This window comes from Sphingobium sp. WR1 (assembly GCF_059693745.1).
The window spans coordinates 34,503-52,571 of record NZ_JCATID010000002.1 but is presented as its reverse complement, the minus strand read 5'-3'; the positions used below and the strand labels follow the sequence as shown (position 1 = coordinate 52,571).

Genomic DNA, 18,069 nt, shown 5'->3' with positions numbered 1-18,069 from the left:
CAATAAAATCCGGGTAATAATAACCATGCCGAAGGAGATTCGGTATGGAACGGACTTTCACGGCTTTTGCGGGCGACCTGTGGATCGCCACCGGCGATGAGGATGAAATGCGGGAGGCATTGCGCGCCGTCGGTGACGACGCGCAGAATATCCTGCTGTTCGACGACAGCACGGGACGGCAGGTCGACATCGACCTGCGCGGCCCCACGGAAGAAGCGCCACGGGGCAGGGGGCGCCCGAAACTGGGCGTCCAGCCGCGCGAGGTGACATTGCTGCCGCGCCATTGGGACTGGCTGGCGGCGCAGCCCGGCGGCGCGTCTGCGACATTGCGGCGCCTGGTGGAAACGGCGAGGAAGGCCAGCGCCGACACGCCCAGCCCGCGCGCGGCGATGGATGCGGCCTATCATTTCGTCACCGCCATGGCGGGCGACCGGCTCGGCTATGAAGCCGCGATCCGCGCCCTCTACGCGAAGGACGAGAGATTGTATATTTCGCTGTCGGAAGACTGGCCGTCAGGCATCCGCGACCACGCCCGCGCCCTGGCCGCGCCGGCCTTTCCGGCTTGAGCGGATATGGGGAGAGGGCGGGCGGCGGCCAGGAGTGGACATGCTCCCCCTCCCGCTGGCGGGAGGGGGCTAGTGGATTGATTTTGACATTTGCATCCCCTGGCGGTTGGGATGGGTCTGCAAATGTCAAAATCGTAAAATCCACTAGAATCAAATATTTCTAGTGGTCCGAATAGATTCTGACATTCGTGTGGGACATGGCCTCAAGCGGTGTCGAATGTCAGAATCGGACCACTGGGGGTGGGCTCAGCGCAACGCGGCAATAGCCCACCCCGCTGCGACTAAATTCCCCCGGCACAAGACCGGGGTCATTAAGTCTCGCTGCCCCTCCCGCAAGCGGGAGGGGAATGGCCTGTTTCCACCTGAAGCCGTCAGCGCGCCGAGCCGGAGAGGCTCGCCTTTACGCCGCCAGCCGCAGGAAGGGCACTGGCTCGGTCGAGCGCAGCACGATCGGCTTGCCCTTCGACGCTTCGAACAGTTCGCCGTCCAGGATGACGCTGCTTTGGTCGCCCTCGATGCGGATGATGTCGCCCTGTTCCAGGTGGATGCCCTGCAACTTGTGCTTGCCCACGCGCTTGAAGATGCTGCCCCACAGCAGGCGCAGCAAAGCGGGCAGGCTCTGGTCCACCGCCATCAGCTTCATGTTGCCGCGCCGGCTGTCGCCCGGCTGCACGCCCAGCAGCAGCCGCTCCAGCGTGGTGACGATCAGCACGGAAAAGCGCCCGGCCAACTGGCCTTCGCGGATCAGCGAGATGCTGACCGGCTTGCTCGACGGCGGCAGGAAGCGGGCGCGGATGCCGAACAGCAGCGACACGATCACCGCCAGAGCGGTGATGACATGGCTGAGGCCATTGGACAGGCCCAGCGGATAGATCTGGTTGCGGCAATAGAGCATGTAATCGGCAAGGCCCGCGCCGCCCAGGAACATGCCCAGCACCGGCCGGCTTTCCGCCTCGCCATCGGACAGGGCGATCAGTTCGCGCGCCACGACATGGTCGTCGACGCCCGACTTGGCGATCTGGACGATCCGCTCCAGCGCCTTGATCGGATCGCCATGGATGCCGAGGTCGAGCGCGATCAGGTTGGTCTTGCCATTGGGCAGCACCGCGATCGGCGGCACCCGGCCCTTGAAATGCTCGCCCTGATAGAGTTCGGTCAGCGACGCCTGCACCGTGCCGTCGCCGCCATTGATGACGATGACGGTCGGATCGACGCGGGCGATGGTCTGGAACGCCCGGCCGATCTGGTCGACATGCTCCACCTCATAATGGAAGATGTCGGGATTGCTGGCGCAATAGCTGCGCACGCGCGGAAGCGTCTGCCGGTTGCCCGTGGACTTGGGATTGGACAATAGCGCGACGCAGACCATGGTTTTGGATCACATATATTTGAGGTTGATCGTGATTTTCGTCACGCCGGGGCCGGCATAGAAGGCGGCCTTGTCCACACCCGGCTTGCCCAGGTTGAAGATGCTGATCGACGGATTGTTGGAAAAGCCGCCGCCATCGCGCGAAATGTCGGTCTTGCCGTTGCCGTCACGGTCGTGGCGCACGGCGATGCCATATCTGCCCGGCTGCGGCACCGGCACGCAAAAGTGCATCGCGCCGTTGGCGGGCTTGACCGGAATATCGATTCGATTGAGCCATTCGCCCTTCGCCAGCCAGGCTTCCCGGGTGCCCGGATAGGATTGGACACGCACTTTTCCGGTCGCGCCGGCAAAGCCGCGCACGTCGACCAGCACTGCCGGGCCCTTGGCTCCGGCGCCGCAGCGCTCCATGTCGTTGGCGATTTCCTGCCCATGGGCCAGCGCCGGGACGCCCGCGACCAGCGCGGCTACCGACATCAGACCCAGTGCAACTTTCAACATGACCATCAGACTCCTGGAAGCTATAGCCGTCCGAATGGACCGGACGGCGAGCCCCTGTTCGCCCCGCAATTTTACCTGACTCGCATATGAGATGGGTTTGCGGCCAAAACATGGTGATGGGACGACGACTTAGAGAATGCTGACCGCCACCGACCGTTATCTCGCCCGCCTGATCGCCGTGCCGTTGCTCGCCACGCTCGTGATCGCCGCGATGCTGCTGGTGCTCGACAAGATGCTCAGCCTGTTTGATTTCGTCGCGGCGGAAGGGGGGCCGGTCAGCGTCGTGTGGCGGATGCTCGCCAATATGCTGCCCGAATATCTCTCGCTCGGCATTCCGATCGGGCTGATGCTCGGCATATTGCTCGCCTTCCGCAAGCTGGCGACATCGTCGGAACTGGACGTGATGCGCGCGGTGGGCCTGTCCTACGGCCGGCTGCTGCGCGTGCCCTATATGTATGCGATCGCGCTGGCGCTGATCAATTTCGGCATTGTCGGCTTCGTCCAGCCGCTCTCGCGCCATGCCTATGAGGCGCTGCGCTTCGAACTGCGCTCGGGCGCGCTGGGCGCGTCGATCAAGGTCGGCGAGTTCACCACATTGGGCAAGCGGATGACGCTGCGGATCGAACGCAGCATGGACGAAGGGCGCAACCTGCAAGGCATTTTCGTGCGCGCGGTGAACCGCGACGGCCAGTCGGTCGCGGTGACGGCGGCGCAGGGCCGGTTCCTGGCGACGGACGACCCGGACACCATCATCTTCCGCTTGCGCGACGGCGTGCTGGTGAACGACGCGCCCAAATATAAGACACCGCGTATTCTGTCCTTTTCCAGCCATGACCTGCCGATCGACCTGCCCCAGATCGAGGCGTTTCGCGGGCGCGACGTCGATCGGGAAAAGACGATCCCCGAACTGGTGGTGATCGGCAAGAATCACGCGACGCCCGACAAGCTGCGCAATGAGGTGCGCGCCAATTTCCATTTCCGCATGGTCGAGGTGGTGTTCATGCTGCTGCTGCCGCTGGCGGCGCTGGCCTTCGCCATTCCGCCCAAGCGATCGACATCGGCGCTGGGCGTGTTCCTGTCGATTGTCTTCATCGTGACCTATCACAAGATCAACCAATATGGCGAAAGCGTGGGCGCGCTGGGCAGGATCGACCCGATCATCGCGCTCTGGGGGCCGTTCCTGCTCGCTTCGGGCCTGGTCCTGTGGATGTATCATGTGATCGCGCATCGCCCCGGCGGCCAGCCGATCGCCGCGCTCGAATATGCCTTCGCCAAGCTCGGCAAGCAGGTCGCGCGCCTGCTGCGCTTCGGGCGGCGGCGCAGCTCGGCGGAAGCGGAAGGAGCCGTCTGACCCCATGAATCTCGATTTCTTCCCGTCGCGCCAGATCAGTCTCTACATGATCCGGCTGTTCCTGACCCGCACCTTCGCGGTGCTGGCGCTGCTGGTGGTCGTGCTCCAGACGCTCGACCTGCTCGGCAATTCGGGCGACATCCTCGCCTATCCGGGCAATGGCGATCCGCAGCTCTGGCACTATGTCGGGCTGCGCGCGCCGCAGATCGTCGCGCGGTTCCTGCCCTTTTCGGTGCTGCTGGGCACGCTGGTCATGCTGGCGACGCTGAACCAGAACAGCGAGATCATCTCGATGAAGGCGGCGGGGCTGTCGGCGCACCAGATATTGGCGCCGCTGGTCGTGGCGGCGCTGGGCGTGTCGGCGATCAGCTTCGTCTTCAACGAACGTATCGTCGCCCGCTCGACCGCGGCGCTGAGCGCCTGGGAAGCGGTGGATTATGGTCCGATCCCGCCCGACAGCGGGATCAAGACCAATCCCTGGGTGCGCGACGGCAATAATCTGGTCAACGCCGCGATCGTCGCGGGGCGCGGTACGGCGGTGCAATTGCGCAAGGTGCAGATCTACAACCGCGTCAACAACAGCCTGACCACCATCGTCCAGGCGCCCAGGGGCCATTATGATGTCGCGTCGAAGAGCTGGGTGCTGGAAGGCGCGCGCCAGTTCGACGTGGCGCGCGGCACCGTGCGCGATGTCGGCACGGTCCGGTTCGGCCGCGACATCCGCCCCGACCAGTTCACCCTGGCCAAGGTCGATCCCGACGGACTAACCTTCCGCGAACTGGAGGCGGCGATTTCCGACCTGCACGATGCGGGCCGGCCGACGGCGGAACTGGAGGGGAGCCTGTGGCACAAGCTGTCCGGTCCTTTGTCCGCGCTGCTGATGCCGATCTTGGGATCGGTGGCGGCCTTCGGCCTTGCGCGATCGGGCCAGCTTTTCCTGCGCGCGGTGATGGGGATGGCGCTGGGCTTCGCCTATTTCGTGGCCGACAATTTCTCGCTCGCCATGGGCAATCTGGGCGCCTATCCGCCGGTCCTGGCCGCCTGGGCGCCTTTCTTCCTGTTCCTGCTCGTCGGTGAAACCGTGCTGTTCCGCACGGAGGAGTGAGTGTTTCCAAGTCTGATGGCATCATCTGACGACTAGTGGATTGATTTTGACATTTGCATCCCCTGGCGGTTGGGATGGGTCTGCAAATGTCAAAATCGTAAAATCCACTAGAATCAAATATTTCTAGTGGTCCGAATAGATTCTGACATTCATGTGGGACATGGCCTCAAGCGGTGTCGAATGTCAGAATCGGACCACTAGGGGGCCAAGGCCAGCGAGGCTAAATCACAGAAAACAAGACATCCCCAAAGAAAAACGCCCCGGCGACCAAGGGGTGTCGCCAGGGCGTTCATAGGGGGCGTCCCGATCCTCAGGGGGGGAGGGGAAAGTGACCGGGACAGCCGTGATATGGGCGCGCCTTCCACGGTTTCAAGCTGCAACTGAAAAATAATCGAGCGGGGTGCATTTTACGGTCACATCGCGCGATGCTCCGGCTACCGCTCGATATTGGTGGTCAGCGCGCCGTCATGGTGCTGCGGGCGATCTTGCCGACCAGCGGCATCATCCCCGTGTAGTTGCCCTTGCGATAGGGCGAGTCCATGTCGAGCGTCGCCATCAGCCGCGCATGGGCCTTGCCCAAGGCGTGATAGGGCACGCTGGGCAGCAGATGGTGCAGCGCATGGTAGCGCAGCCCCACCGGCGCCCAGAGCGCGGGCAGGGTGCCGGGCGGTGGCACATTGACCGAGTCCAGATATTGCGCCGTCACGGTCATCGCCTCGCCCTCATTCTCCCAGAGATGCGCGACCAGCGTGCGCAGCTGGTTGATGACGGTCATCGCCGAATGGACGGCCATATAGACGAGCAGCGGCTTCCAGCCGAAGGCGAAGACGCTGCCGACCAGCGCCAGCGCGAACAGGCTCGCCCCCGCTTCCTGCCACGCCCATTGGCGCGCAAACTCACCCTCGGGCGGGCGGCGGCGATAGGCGGGATTGATCGACAGGGCGGAAAATTCCGCCACCACCTTGCCGCGCAGCGCCGGGATCAGCAGCGACAGCGGCGTCAGCAGGCCGAAGCGCAGGATGAGGCCGACGGGCGCCAGCGCGGCGACGATGATGAACAGCGGCAGCGACCAGGGCTTCATCAGCGCCAGCGGCAGATATTCGGGGTCGTCCGCCGTGCCATAGCGGGTGCGGGCATGATGCTGGGTATGGACGCCCTCATATAGGAAGGACGGAATCATCAGCGGCACGCCGACGATCAGGTTCCAGCCCAGGCGAAAGCCGGGCAGGGCGCCCTTGCGGATATGGGTCAGTTCATGGATGAAGCTGGCCGCGCGATAGAGCGCCAGCATCGCCACGATGCCGCAGGCGAGCGCCACCGCCATAGTGTCGACAAGGATCGCGCCGGCCAGCGCGGCCCAGCCGATGACGGCGGAGGCCAGCATGTCGGGCCAGTAGATGCGCGGATTGGCCACCGCATATTCGCGCGCCATGTCCGCCGCAGCGCGCAGCATGGCGGTGTCGTCGGGGATCGCCGCCCGCGCCCGCTGCGCGGCGGCATTTATGGGATCATGCACTGTCATGCGGCCGGTCCTAGCCGCCAAATGCGCTGATATCATGGCAGCACCGTGACATTCCGCCAATCTGTGCCCCGGCTTCCTGCGCGTGATTGACATTGTGCGAACAAGCGCCGAACTGCACCGCACTCCATTTTTCCTCAAGGGCGGCATCCGTGGCGCATAATGATCTGGTCATCACTCCCGTTTCCGGCCCCATTCCCAGCCGGGCGGACCTCAAGGCCTTCATCGACCTGCCCTGGCGGCTCTATGCCAATGATCCCAACTGGGTTCCGCCGCTGAAGGGGGAGGTGAAGGAATTGCTGACGCCGGGGAAGAACCCCTTTTTCGGCCATGCCGAGGCGCAATATTTCCTCGCGCGGCGCGGCGGCAAGGTCGTGGGCCGTATTTCCGCCCATATCGATCATCTCGCGCTCCAGCAGCCGGTCGAGCAGGGCATGGGACCGGGCACCGGCAATTTCGGCCTGTTCGAGGCGGAGGATGCGGCGGTCGGCCGGGCACTGATCGGGGCGGCCGAGGACTGGCTGCGCAGGAAGGGCATGACCCGCGTGCTCGGGCCGATCTCGCTGTCCATCTGGGAAGAGCCGGGCCTGCTGATCCAGGGGCATGATCATCCGCCGACGGTGATGATGGGGCATAACAGCCCCGCCTATCAGGCGATGATCGAGGGTGCGGGCTATGCGCCGGTCAAGCAGCTCAAAACCTATGAACTGGACATCACGCAGAAATTCCCGCCGCTGATCGAGCGTATCGTCCAGTCCGGCGAGAAGAACGGCCGCATCCGCATCCGCAAGGTCGACAAGTCGAAGTTCGACCAGGAAGCCGCGATCATCCTGGCGATCCTGAACGACGCCTGGGGCAATAACTGGGGCTTCGTGCCGATCACCGACGAGGAAGTCGCCCATACCGGCAAGAAGCTGAAGCCGATCGTGTTCGAGGATCTGATCATGATCGCCGAACTGGATGGCGAGCCGGTCGCCTTCATGATGACGCTGCCCGACCTCAATGAAACGATCAAGCCGCTCAACGGATCGTTGCTCCCCTTCGGCTGGATCAGGCTGCTCAAATGGCTGAAAAAGCCCAATTGCCGGACCATGCGCGTGCCGCTGATGGGCGTGGTGCAACGGTTGCAAGGCTCGCGCATGGCGAGCCAGCTGGCCTTCATGATGATCGAATATATCCGCCGCAGCGCGACCGCCCACTATGGATCGACCCGGGGCGAGATCGGTTGGGTGCTGGACGACAATCAGGGCATGAACGCCATCGCCGACGCCATCGACAGCAAGGTGAACAAGATCTACCAGATATACGAGAAGGCGCTGTAGAGCACTTTATAATATATATCGTCATTCCCGCGCAGGCGGGAATCCATCTCCTGCCATATCGAATGGTGCAAGGCCCGGAGATGGACCCCCGCCTACGCGGGCGTGACGGCTAGAGTCGGATGACATCAGGTCGACTTACCTCGTCATTGCGAGCGCAGCGAAGCAATCCATAGGGGGTGACATTGGATTGCTTCGCTGCGCTCGCAATGACGATTCAAACAAAAGTCATCCTGCTATAAGGTGCTATGGGAGACGCTAACTGTCCCCCGGCACCGCCACCTCGACCGCGCCCGCCGCGATCTTCACCGTCACCGGGGTCTTTGCCAGCACTTCGCCGTCGATCGAGATGCGCTGGCGCGGCTTCGTGTCGATACGGAACGACTTGCCATGATATTCCTCGGTATGCGCGTCGCGGTCGCGCAGCTTGAAGAATTTGGCGTACCAATCCCAGGCGAGGCGCGGCTTGCTGCGGCCGACCACCGCCTGGATCGCGATTTCGCCGGTATCGACATCGGCACGGTCCGACAGTTCGACCCCGCCATGATAGGGACCGTTCAGGATGCGCACTTCGGTCGACCACATCCGCCGTTCCTTCACGCCATCGTCGATCGTCAGGCGAAAGGCGCGAAACCCTACCGAGCATTTGACCGCCCACATCAGATAGCCGATCCGGCCCAGATAGCGTTTGAGCTTGTGCGGCACGGTTCGTCCGATCATGGGGGAGAGGCCGAGCGAGGCGGCATTCACGAAATAGTCGCGCCCGATCATGCCGAGGTCGACGCGGCGGCGCCTGCCGGTCGCGATCGCCTGCACCGCGCCGTCCAGATCGAGCGGCAGGCCCAGCGTCCGGGCGAAGCTGTTGGCGGTGCCGAGCGGCAGCACCCCGAACACGCAGTCCTTGCCGACAAGCTCGTCCACCGTGCCCGACATGGAGCCGTCGCCTCCGCCCACGATCACCATCGGCGCGCCGCTGTTCACCGCGTCGCGCACGGTCGCGGCCATCTGCTCCGGGTCTTCCACCGCATGGGCGGCGATCAGGCGGACGCCGGCGGCCTCCAGTTTCGCCCTGGCCTGCCCGAACAGGTCTTGCCCGCGCCGGCTATGCGCGTTGACGACAAGGACGGCGCTTTTGGGGAGAGATGTCGTTTCCATGCCGCAATAACTCCGCGCGCGCGATTTCGGGTCCATCGGAAACCATGGGCCATGGATTCGTTACGTCCCCATGGCTCGCATCGCTCACCTCTCCGATATTCATTTCGGCGCGCATGATCAGAAGATCGTCGACGCCGCCACCGCCTGGCTGGAGGAGCGGCGCCCGGACCTGACGGTCATCAGCGGCGATTTCACCCAGCGGGCGCGGATCGGGCAGTTTCGGGAGGCTGCCGCCTGGCTGGGGCGGCTGCGCGCGGCGGGCCTCAATATACTGGTCATTCCGGGCAATCATGACGTGCCGCTCTATGATCTGGTGCGCCGCTTCACCCGGCCGCTGGCGCGCTACAAGCGCTATATCAGTAATGAATTATGCCCCTTTTACGAGGATGGGGAAGTCGCGATCCTGGGTCTCAACACCGCACGGTCGCTGACGATCAAGGACGGGCGAATCAACCATGATCAGATGGACATGCTTCGGGCGCGGTTCGCGCGCGTGGCGTCGGACAAGACCCGCATTCTCGTCACCCACCATCCGCTTTTCGCCATGCCGATCGGCAAGGGCGGGGAACTGAGCGAGGCGGTGGGCCGCCATGAGGATGCGGTGAAGGCAGCCTGCGAAGCGGGGGTGCATCTGGCGCTGGCCGGCCATTTCCACCGCACCTATGCACAGGCCGCGCGGAAGATGGTGGCGCATAGCGGCGGCGCGCTGGTGATCCAGGCCGGCACCGCGACATCGACCCGGTTGCGCAATGCCGAGCCGCAAAGCTTCAACTGGCTGCATGTCCGCCGCAACAACGAGATGGAATTGCAGGTGATCGTCTGGGACGGCGCGGCGTTCCGGCGCGCGAGCCATGTCGAATATCGGCACGACGGCCAGGGATGGGCGTCGCGCGAGGTGGTGGATGCGCCCATGGTCGGCGAAGTGGAGCCGCGGCGGGGACTGGGATAAGGTGCGGCGGAAGGGACGCCGACACTGGAAGAGAGGCAAGGCTATGAGCGCGAAAGACACCTATCTCGCGGTTTTCACGAGCAACAAGGCCAGCCCGCGCTGGCAGGCCTGGTATGCCATGTCCGACGAGGAACGACGCGCCAGGGATGAGGAAGGGCTCGCGGCCCTGAAAGCCTGGGACGAGGCGCACAGGGACTCCATCGTCTATGAGGGCGGACCGCTCGGCCCGACCAAGCGGACATCGCCGGATGGCGTTGCGGATGTCGTCAATGAACTGACGGTTTTCGTCGTCGTGCGCGCGCCGTCGCATGAGGCTGCGGCGAGGCTGTTCGAAGGCCATCCGCATTTCACGATCTTCCCGTGCGATTCGGTCGACGTGATGCCGCTTCTTGGCCCCGAACCCGATGCCGATGGTGCTGCATGACGGGCCATCGAATCTATTCCATCAGCTTTGCCAGCGTCTATCCGCACTATGTCGCCAAGGCGGAAAAGAAAGGACGCACCAGGGCCGAGGTCGATGAGATTATTCGCTGGCTGACGGGCTACACGCAAAAGGGACTCGACGCCGAACTGGAGAAGAACAGCAGCTTCGAGGCGTTTTTTGGTAAGGCGCCCCAGATGAATCCCGCGCGGGATTTGATCACCGGGGTGGTCTGCGGTGTCCGGGTGGAGGAGATCGAAGACCCGCTGATGAAGGACATCCGCTATCTCGACAAGCTGATCGACGAGCTTGCGAAGGGAAAGGCGATGGAGAAGATTCTGCGGAAATAAGGCGCAAGGAGGGCGCGCCTTCGTCAGGCCCGGCCCGAACGGCGCGCGGCTATCCCTTCCCCTTCAACGCCGCCGCCAGCGACACCGTCGCGCTTCCACGCCTCGCGTAGGGGATGTGGCAGGGCTGAGGTGAGGGGCCAGAAAAAAGTACGAATTTTTCGGGGTAGCTGCGACGATGGGCCTGACCTAGGTCTGGCAGGGTATGAACATGCGGATGACAGAATGTTCCTGGGCGCTGACCGATAAGGAGAAGCAGACCCTTCGCTTGATGGTCCGTGGCCATGACGCGAAATCAATCGCGCGCAATCTAGGCCTCTCGGTTCACACGATCAACGAACGTCTTCGCGATGCGCGACGCAAGATGGCGGTGTCGAGCAGTCGTGAGGCGGCGCGCCTGTTGCTGGAAGCCGAAGGCGGCGGCTTGGGTTCATCGAACCCCGAATTGTTTGTGGACGCGGAAATCGGGGAAGACGCGCCCGATTCTCAGGTGGATCAGGGCGCTGCGCCGATCAGCGGCGCGGGGCGGGCAACCCGTCCTTTCTGGATCATCATCGGAGTAGCTCTCATGACGCTTGCCCTTGGCCTGTTGGCGCTCACCGCCTTGCCCTATCTCGCTTCCGCCCCGTCTTCGCCCGCGCCGATGGCCGCCAGCGCAGCGCCAAGCCCGGAGGTTGTGGATGCGGCGCGTCGATGGCTAGTGCTGGTGGATGAGGGGCGTTGGGATGAAAGCTACCGTGGGACCACCGCGTCATTTCGCAAGCTGAACACCGCACCGGTCTGGGCCAGCACTTCGGAAAAGGAGCGCATGCCTTTGGGTGCTGCATTATCCCGCATTTTCGTCAGCCAGGAAAATCTGCCTGCACCGCCTTATGGTTATGAAGTGGTGAAGTTCCGTACCCGCTTTGCCAACAAGGCAGAGGCAATCGAGACGGTCAGCTTGGATCGAGAAGATGGCGGCTGGCGCGTGGCAGGCGTTACGATCGAGTGAAGCGGAGCTGGAGGGCGAGTGTCAGGCTCGCCTTCCGACCCGACTATCCCTTCCCCTTCAACGCCGCCGCCAGCGACACCGTCGCGCTGCCGCGCCGTGCCGGCGCCGCCTGGCTGGGATCGGGCTTCCACCCAGACAGATACACGATCGCCATTTGCTCCGCCGTGCGGCCGTCGGGGTCGGCGGCGTCGGCGAAATGCCCCGCCGCGCGCATCAGCACGTCCCGCGACAAGGCAGGCGGCCGCGTGGCCAGCGCATTGCCCGCGCCCATGCCGCGCAGGTCGTGCATCAGGCGCAGCATATCGCCATAGCGGATGGTCAGAAGCTCCCCGTCCGCGACCGGCATGGCGAAACCCGCGCGGCTCAGCAGGTCGCCGGCCGATCGCACATCGACCTGCGGATGGACATGCTGGCCCGGCCGGTCGCCTTCGGCTGCGAGCAGGGCGGCCTTCAGGCGGGGAAGGCTGCCCGCGCCCGCGAAGGCCGCCAGCATCAGCCCGTCGGGGCGCAACACGCGCCGCATCAGGATCAGCGCGCCGGGCAGGTCATTGACGCTGTCGAGCGTGCCGCAGGCGAGGACAAGATCGAAACTGTCATCGGCGAAGGGCAGGGCATCCTCGTCTGCCTGCACGCCGCGCGCCCCTTTTGCGGTCAGAAACCCCGGATCGGCGCAGGCGACGCGCTTGCCCATCGCCTCCAGCGCCGCCTTCGCGCCGCCGTCCGGGCAACCGATCACCAGCGCCTCGGGCAAATCCCGCTGCACATCACCGAGGCGATCGAGCAGTTCGTCCAGCATCGCGCGATGGAGAAAGTCGTGATCGGCGAAATCGGCAAGCATCCGGTCGCGGTAACGGGCGCGGCGGGCGCGGTCGAAAATGTCGGGGCGGGGTTCCATGGCGGGCCTTGTGCAACGTGCGCGAAGTGCGGACAAGGCAGATGATGTCGCTCCTCCCGCTTCTCAAGGGCGCCGTGCGCCCGGCCGTCGATTATGCGCTGCCGCCGCGCTGCCCCGGCTGCGGCGCCATCGTCGGGGAGGATTTCGCCTTCTGCCTGCCCTGCTGGAGCGGGATGATATTCCTGGGCGAACCCTGTTGCGCACGCTGCGGCCTGCCGTTCCCGCATGAGATGGGGGAAGGGGCGGAATGCGGCGCCTGCCTGTCCGATCCGCCGCCCTGGGACAGCGCGCGGGCGGTGCTGGCCTATGGCGATGTCGCGCGGACGGTCGCGCTGCGCCTCAAATATGGGCGGCGGATCGGCCTCGCCCGGCTGATCGCGCGACAGATGCTGCGGCATGTCGGGAGCGAGGAGGCGTTGATCGTGCCGGTGCCGCTGCACCGCTGGCGGCTGTGGAACAGGGGTTTCAACCAGGCGGCGCTCATCGCCGATCATCTGGGGCGGCTGACCGGCTGGGCGGTCGAAAAGCGCGCCTTGCAGCGTGTCAGGCGCACCGCGCCTTTGCGCGGCATGAACCCGACCCAGCGCGCAAAGGCGGTGCACGGCGCGTTCGCGCTGGCGGACGGGCATGGGGTGCGGGGACGGCGGGTGCTGCTGATCGACGATGTCCATACCAGTGGCGCGACGGCGGCGGCCTGCGCACGGGTGCTCAAAGGCGGCGGGGCGGGGGAGGTGCGGCTGCTGTGCTGGGCGCGGGTGCTGCCCGATACCGCGGATTGACAAAGCGGCGCATTCCCCCAATTTCAGGGGAAAGGAGCATCCTATCATCATGGCGAAGGTTGAAATCTATACCAAGGACTGGTGCGGCTATTGCGCGCGGGCGAAGGCGCTGCTGGACAGCAAGGGCGTCGCGTTCGAGGAATATGACATCAGCCTGGGCGGGCCGAAGCGCGACGAGATGCTGGCGCGCGCGCCCGGCCGGACCAGCGTGCCGCAAATCTTCATCGACGGCCGGCACATCGGCGGCAGCGACGATCTGAGCGCGCTCAATCGTGAGGGCAAGCTGGACGCGCTGCTGGGGTTATGAGCAAGATGCGCGCCGCCCTGTTCCAGATGACCAGCGGGATCGATCCCGCCGTCAACGCCGCCGCCATGGTGGAGATGGTGAAGCGCGCGAAGGGCGAGGGCGCCGACATGCTGTTCACGCCCGAAATGGCGGGATGCCTGGACCGCGACCGGGCGCGCGCGACGGAGACGCTGCGCAGCGAAGCGGAGGACGTGGTGCTGGCGGCGGTGCGCGACGCGGCGGCGCGCGAGGGGCTGTGGGTGCATATCGGCTCCCTGCCGCTGAAGGGCGAGCGGGCCGACGGGCGCTGGGCCAATCGTAGTTTCCTGATCGATGATGCCGGGGATATCCGGGCGCGTTACGACAAGATCCATCTGTTCGACGTCGACCTCGCCACCGGGGAAAGCTGGCGCGAATCCTCGGTCTATGGGCCGGGTGAACAGGTGGTGGCGGCCGATACGCCCTGGGGGCGGATGGGCCTTTCCATCTGTTACGACATGCGCTTTCCCGATCTCTACCGGGTGCTGACCAATGCGGGGGCGACGATATTGCTGGCGCCTGCCGCCTTCACCGTGCCAACGGGCCAAGCGCATTGGCATGTGCTGCTGCGCGCGCGCGCGATCGAGGCGGGCTGCTATGTCATTGCGGCGGCGCAGGTGGGGAAACATGAGGATGGCCGCGTGACCTATGGCCATAGCGTGGTGATCGATCCCTGGGGCGATGTGCTGCTCGACATGGGGGAGGCGGCGGGATTGGGGCTTGCGGACCTGGACCTGTCGCGCATAGGGGATGTGCGCGGGCGCGTGCCCGCGCTCGCCAATCGCCGTATGATACCGAAGGACGTGACTGTTTCGTGATCGTGTTCGACCTGAAATGCCAGTCTCAAGGCCATGTGTTCGAGGCCTGGTTCGGCTCCAGCGCCGATTATGAGGATCAGAGGGCGCGCGGGTTGCTCGCCTGCCCGATGTGCGGCGACGCGGATGTGTCCAAGGCGGTGATGGCGCCGGCGGTGAGTGCGAAGGGGAACAGCCGCCCCGATCCCGCGCCTGTGCCCGTAGCCTCCCGCGCGGAGCCGATGGCGCCGGTCATGAACGTCGCCGATCAGGCGAAAATGCAGGCGCTGGTCGATGCCCTGGCCCAGGCGCAGCAAAAAGCGCTGGAAGGGTCCACCTGGGTCGGCCGCAGTTTCGCCGAGCAGGCGCGGGCGATGCATTATGGCGAGCAGGATCGCGCCAGCATTCATGGTGATGTCGCCCCGGCCGAAGCCAGGGCGCTGATCGACGAGGGGGTGGAGGTGGCGCCGCTGCCTTTTCCTGTCCTTCCTCCGCACGCCAAGAATTGACCGGAGGCGCGACGCGCAATAGAGCCGTCGCCGGGCACCCATAGCTCAGCAGGATAGAGCGTCGGATTCCTAATCCGAAGGCCACAGGTTCGAATCCTGTTGGGTGCACCATTTTCGGGACTATTGCAGGTCCGATACGTCGTAAAAGGGCCGGATTTCAATCTCGCTCGGTCCCGGCATCGGGTTGGGGCAGCGCTTCACCCAGGCGACCGCTTCGTCCATATCCTTGACCTCCCACAGCCAAAAACCCGCGACCAACTCGCCGGGATGGGGGAAGGGACCGTCGATGACCGTGCGTTCGGGTCCGTCGAAGGCGACGCGCCTGGCCGCCGAGGATGGCTGAAGCCCCTCCGCCATGATCAGGATGCCGGCCTCGCGCAGCGCATCGTTGAACCGGCCCATTTCCGCCATCGCCGCCATCGTCTCGGGCGTGGGGGAAAAGCCTTTTTCGCTGTCTTCGGTCGCCTTGACCAACACCATCACGCGCATCCTCTGTCTCCTTGTCGCAGTCGGCCGCCTTCGATCGAGTCACATAATTGTCCGTGATCGATGGCAGCCTGCCATCTTTTTCGCTCGCGAATCGGTCGATCGCTGCCGGTCGGCGGATTTTTGGGACGAGAGGTTCGCTTTCCACGGCTCGTCGCAAAATGTCCCTGGAACACGATGAGCGGTTGTTGCGAGGAAGCTTTTGTTAACCCGCATAACCCAGCTTTGGATTAATCGACATCAAGATTCAACGACGCCGAAAGCGTGACTTTCGGGCACCGGAGACCGGGTTCTTGTCCGCGTATGCCGGAGCATGAATGGCGCGCCATGTCGGCTGACTTGGGCTGAATGACGATTGGCCCTCGGGCACATAACAACATGGGGAATTATCAATGGTCGCCACACGTACTGGCTCCTTCATAGGAGCCGGGCTGGCCCTTTCGTGCGTCTTCGCCGCCGGGGCTGCCACAATATTATCGGTAAGCTCGACACCGACTTCCAGTTCGAGCAGTTCCACGACGACTGCTTCGACGTCGTCCGCAACATCGTCAACGACATCGACGGTTACGGCGCCGATCGCCAATCCACCCGCCTCATCCACGTCAATCGCGTTTTCGAGCTTCGACTTCGCGAGCGGCACCAAGCTGCCGGATAAGGCAACCTTGTGGGTGGGCAATGCCACGTTCCTGCCGGGCAGCGGCGGCACGGCCTATGTGCCGGTGAAGCTGGACCGGGCAACCCCCAACACGGTGATCGCGCGGATCACCACCGTGAACGGGTCCGGCTCGTCGCGCGCCATTTCCGGCTATAATTACAAGACGGTCGAGAAAGTGGTGATCTTCCGCCCCGGCGATCCGCTGGAGCAGACGGTCGAGGTGCCGATCATCGCCGCGACCGCGGGGCAGTTCTTCCAGATCAAGCTGCGCGAGGCGCCATGGGGCGCATTGCAGGGCCAGTCGGTGGCGACGGTCACGGCGAGTTATGCAGCGCCGACGGCCAAGTCGACCGGCACCTTCCGCGCCCCGCGCACCTTTGCGGCCACGGGCACGCTCCAGTTCGAACTGCTCAAATCCACGCACAAGCGCTCGCCCGACGGCGGCTGGGATCGCTGGGCGACGTCACTGTCGCATGGCCGGACCCAGATCGCCAACGAGGAAACCGGCCTTTATCTTGATTCCTCAATCTGGCCGGGCATCGAAGGACCGGTCTATTGGGGGCCGAAGGGTCTGGTGCTGCATACGCAGAAACTGGCGAAGCCGATCAGCTATGAAGGGCAGAACTGGAATTATGGCGCGTCGGTGCTGGACGGGCGCAATTTCCTCGCCTCGCAGATTGGCTATGGCCAATATGAATGGGACGCGCGGATGCCGACGCGGCGCGGGTCCTGGCCGGCCTTCTGGCTGGTGTCGACCAGCGGCTGGCCGCCGGAAATCGACGTCTATGAAGGCTTTGGCCAGCAAAGCTACTGGGACTTCGACCGCCATGTCGCGCATACCATCCATGGCGGATCGGGCGGTGTCCGGTCCTTCCAGCGCGGTGCCGTGATCCAGGCGGAACAGGCTTATGGCCTGAAAGGCTTCTCGCAGGACTTCCACCGTTTCGCGGTCGATATCCAGCGCGATTACATCACCTGGTTCGTCGACGGGAAGGAAACCTATCAGTCGGTCAACCCCTATAGGGGGTTCCGCTGGTATCCGATCATGGACGTCGCGGTGAAGACCAACAGCGCCTATACGGATGGCTCGGGCGACATGATCATCCGCAGCTTCAAAATCTATAGCGCGCCATAAGCCTTGTGGGCGCCGCCCGCGAGCGCATAGAGGCGGCCCCAGCTCTTGATCCACTGCCCGGCGATGTCGACCCGTCGCGCGCCGGGCAGCAACAGGGCGGCAAGGCCTGCCGTGCGCAGCGCCACGATGCCGACCGATCGAACAAGCAGCACCGGCATCGCCGTTTCCTTGCGCCGGGCCATGGTTTCGGTGCAGCCGATGCGCCACATGCGCCGCAGCACCCAGGACAGGCGCGCGCGTTCGGGCGGCACCCATTCGCTGACCCGCGCGTCGGGCGCCCAGCCGAAGCGCGCGCCGGCCCGCGCCAGCCGGGACAGATAGTCCAGATCCTCTCCCCCGCTGCGGTTGAAGCGCGGATCGAACCAGGGCCGTTCCAGCATCTCCAGCGCGCGGCGGCGGATCAGCAGATTGTTGCTGGCCCAGAGCATGTCGGTCGCGCCCTTCGGCCGTTCCTCGGCCCGGAACACCAGCGTTTCGCGCGCCCAGCGCGGGGCGGGGCCGACGAACATCGAATCGACCGGGCCGGCGACGACATCCGCTCCAATCGCCGTCTGGCAGGCGAGCAGGGCGTCGAGCCAGCCGGGCTGAGGCCATTCGTCATCGTCGATCATGGCGAGGAAGCGCATCGACGGATCGGCGAGCGCGGTCGCGACGATGGCGTTGCGCACGGCGCACAGGCCCGGCTCCGGCACAGGCAGCAGCGTCACCGGCAGGTCATAGCCCGAGCCGAGCAGGTCTTGGATGACGGCGGCGCCCTCCTGCCCGGCGGGGTCATTGTCGGCCACCAGCAGCATCACGTCATGCCCGGCAACGACGCCCGGCAAAGTTTCCAGCAGATGGCGCAATTGCTGCGGCCGGCGGAAGGTCGGCACCGCGATCCAGATCGCATGGCCCATGGCGG

Annotated in this window: 21 protein-coding genes and 1 tRNA gene; 14 read left to right on the top strand and 8 right to left on the bottom strand. The window is 64.6% G+C overall.

Translation table 11 applies throughout. From position 1 onward, the window contains the following. Positions 1-44: 44 nt before the first annotated feature. Positions 45-566, top strand: coding sequence for a DUF2239 family protein (locus AC58EF_RS02635; protein ID WP_497274270.1), 522 nt, complete (start codon positions 45-47; stop codon positions 564-566). A gap of 400 nt (positions 567-966) precedes the next feature. Here AC58EF_RS02635 and AC58EF_RS02630 read toward each other — a convergent pair whose 3' ends face one another. Continuing rightward, positions 967-1,935, bottom strand: coding sequence for a diacylglycerol/lipid kinase family protein (locus AC58EF_RS02630; protein WP_497274268.1), 969 nt, complete (start codon positions 1,933-1,935; stop codon positions 967-969). A gap of 9 nt (positions 1,936-1,944) precedes the next feature. Further along, complete coding sequence (locus AC58EF_RS02625) at positions 1,945-2,439, bottom strand: DUF2141 domain-containing protein (protein WP_497274266.1); 495 nt, start codon at positions 2,437-2,439, stop codon at positions 1,945-1,947. Between the two features lie 130 nt (positions 2,440-2,569). Here AC58EF_RS02625 and lptF point away from each other — a divergent pair, with 130 nt between their 5' ends. Both lptF and lptG read left to right on the top strand, forming a co-directional pair. After that, positions 2,570-3,784, top strand: a complete 1,215-nt coding sequence (gene lptF, locus AC58EF_RS02620) for an LPS export ABC transporter permease LptF (protein WP_497274264.1) — start codon at positions 2,570-2,572, stop codon at positions 3,782-3,784. A gap of 4 nt (positions 3,785-3,788) precedes the next feature. Beyond that, a complete protein-coding gene (gene lptG, locus AC58EF_RS02615) occupies positions 3,789-4,889 on the top strand; it encodes an LPS export ABC transporter permease LptG (RefSeq protein ID WP_497274262.1) in 1,101 nt (366 codons plus the stop codon). Positions 4,890-5,343: 454 nt separating this feature from the next. On the opposite strand, the gene AC58EF_RS02610 is transcribed toward lptG, so the two are convergent. Beyond that, complete coding sequence (locus AC58EF_RS02610) at positions 5,344-6,411, bottom strand: fatty acid desaturase family protein (RefSeq protein WP_497274261.1); 1,068 nt, start codon at positions 6,409-6,411, stop codon at positions 5,344-5,346. A 149-nt stretch (positions 6,412-6,560) separates the two neighbouring features. On the opposite strand from AC58EF_RS02610, the gene AC58EF_RS02605 reads away from it, so the two are divergent. Further along, positions 6,561-7,730, top strand: a complete 1,170-nt coding sequence (locus AC58EF_RS02605) for a GNAT family protein (RefSeq protein WP_497274260.1) — start codon at positions 6,561-6,563, stop codon at positions 7,728-7,730. Between the two features lie 255 nt (positions 7,731-7,985). Here the strand turns inward: AC58EF_RS02605 and AC58EF_RS02600 are convergent, their stop codons facing one another. After that, positions 7,986-8,882, bottom strand: a complete 897-nt coding sequence (locus AC58EF_RS02600; RefSeq protein WP_497274258.1) for a diacylglycerol/lipid kinase family protein — start codon at positions 8,880-8,882, stop codon at positions 7,986-7,988. Between the two features lie 70 nt (positions 8,883-8,952). Between AC58EF_RS02600 and AC58EF_RS02595 the strand changes: the two genes are divergently transcribed. From AC58EF_RS02595 to AC58EF_RS02580, 4 genes are all read left to right on the top strand, one after another. Next, positions 8,953-9,831 carry a metallophosphoesterase family protein gene (locus AC58EF_RS02595; protein WP_497274256.1) on the top strand — a complete coding sequence of 293 codons (879 nt, stop codon included), beginning with the start codon at positions 8,953-8,955 and terminating at the stop codon, positions 9,829-9,831. Positions 9,832-9,874: 43 nt separating this feature from the next. Next, complete coding sequence (locus AC58EF_RS02590; protein WP_497274255.1) at positions 9,875-10,255, top strand: hypothetical protein; 381 nt, start codon at positions 9,875-9,877, stop codon at positions 10,253-10,255. Beyond that, positions 10,252-10,602: a DUF2200 domain-containing protein gene (locus AC58EF_RS02585; RefSeq protein WP_497274254.1), complete on the top strand. Its 351-nt coding sequence runs from the start codon at positions 10,252-10,254 to the stop codon at positions 10,600-10,602. Before AC58EF_RS02590 ends, AC58EF_RS02585 begins: the two co-directional genes overlap by 4 nt. A gap of 202 nt (positions 10,603-10,804) precedes the next feature. Continuing rightward, complete coding sequence (locus tag AC58EF_RS02580; RefSeq protein ID WP_497274253.1) at positions 10,805-11,590, top strand: helix-turn-helix domain-containing protein; 786 nt, start codon at positions 10,805-10,807, stop codon at positions 11,588-11,590. Between the two features lie 43 nt (positions 11,591-11,633). Here the strand turns inward: AC58EF_RS02580 and AC58EF_RS02575 are convergent, their stop codons facing one another. Beyond that, the gene (locus tag AC58EF_RS02575; RefSeq protein WP_497274251.1) at positions 11,634-12,485 is read right to left on the bottom strand and encodes a class I SAM-dependent methyltransferase; all 852 of its coding nucleotides are present in this window, start codon (positions 12,483-12,485) and stop codon (positions 11,634-11,636) included. A gap of 41 nt (positions 12,486-12,526) precedes the next feature. Between AC58EF_RS02575 and AC58EF_RS02570 the strand changes: the two genes are divergently transcribed. From AC58EF_RS02570 to AC58EF_RS02550, 5 genes are all read left to right on the top strand, one after another. Further along, the gene (locus AC58EF_RS02570) at positions 12,527-13,264 is read left to right on the top strand and encodes a double zinc ribbon domain-containing protein (RefSeq protein WP_497274249.1); all 738 of its coding nucleotides are present in this window, start codon (positions 12,527-12,529) and stop codon (positions 13,262-13,264) included. A 49-nt stretch (positions 13,265-13,313) separates the two neighbouring features. Next, the gene (grxC, locus tag AC58EF_RS02565; protein WP_497274247.1) at positions 13,314-13,571 is read left to right on the top strand and encodes a glutaredoxin 3; all 258 of its coding nucleotides are present in this window, start codon (positions 13,314-13,316) and stop codon (positions 13,569-13,571) included. Between the two features lie 5 nt (positions 13,572-13,576). Continuing rightward, on the top strand, positions 13,577-14,407 hold the full coding sequence (locus AC58EF_RS02560; RefSeq protein ID WP_497274949.1) for a carbon-nitrogen hydrolase family protein: 831 nt from the start codon (positions 13,577-13,579) through the stop codon (positions 14,405-14,407). After that, the gene (locus AC58EF_RS02555) at positions 14,404-14,892 is read left to right on the top strand and encodes a DUF1178 family protein (protein WP_497274245.1); all 489 of its coding nucleotides are present in this window, start codon (positions 14,404-14,406) and stop codon (positions 14,890-14,892) included. Before AC58EF_RS02560 ends, AC58EF_RS02555 begins: the two co-directional genes overlap by 4 nt. A 34-nt stretch (positions 14,893-14,926) precedes the next feature. Continuing rightward, a tRNA-Arg gene (locus tag AC58EF_RS02550) sits at positions 14,927-15,003 on the top strand. Positions 15,004-15,012: 9 nt separating this feature from the next. Here the strand turns inward: AC58EF_RS02550 and AC58EF_RS02545 are convergent. Then, complete coding sequence (locus AC58EF_RS02545) at positions 15,013-15,381, bottom strand: YciI family protein (RefSeq protein WP_497274243.1); 369 nt, start codon at positions 15,379-15,381, stop codon at positions 15,013-15,015. Between the two features lie 244 nt (positions 15,382-15,625). After that, on the bottom strand, positions 15,626-16,054 hold the full coding sequence (locus AC58EF_RS02540) for a hypothetical protein (RefSeq protein WP_497274242.1): 429 nt from the start codon (positions 16,052-16,054) through the stop codon (positions 15,626-15,628). Between AC58EF_RS02540 and AC58EF_RS02535 the strand changes: the two genes are divergently transcribed. After that, positions 16,047-17,168, top strand: a complete 1,122-nt coding sequence (locus AC58EF_RS02535) for a glycoside hydrolase family 16 protein (protein WP_497274240.1) — start codon at positions 16,047-16,049, stop codon at positions 17,166-17,168. The genes AC58EF_RS02540 and AC58EF_RS02535 overlap by 8 nt on opposite strands. On the opposite strand, the gene AC58EF_RS02530 is transcribed toward AC58EF_RS02535, so the two are convergent. Next, on the bottom strand, positions 17,153-18,064 hold the full coding sequence (locus tag AC58EF_RS02530; RefSeq protein WP_497274948.1) for a glycosyltransferase family 2 protein: 912 nt from the start codon (positions 18,062-18,064) through the stop codon (positions 17,153-17,155). The two genes, AC58EF_RS02535 and AC58EF_RS02530, sit on opposite strands and share 16 nt — an antisense overlap. Positions 18,065-18,069: the final 5 nt, after the last annotated feature.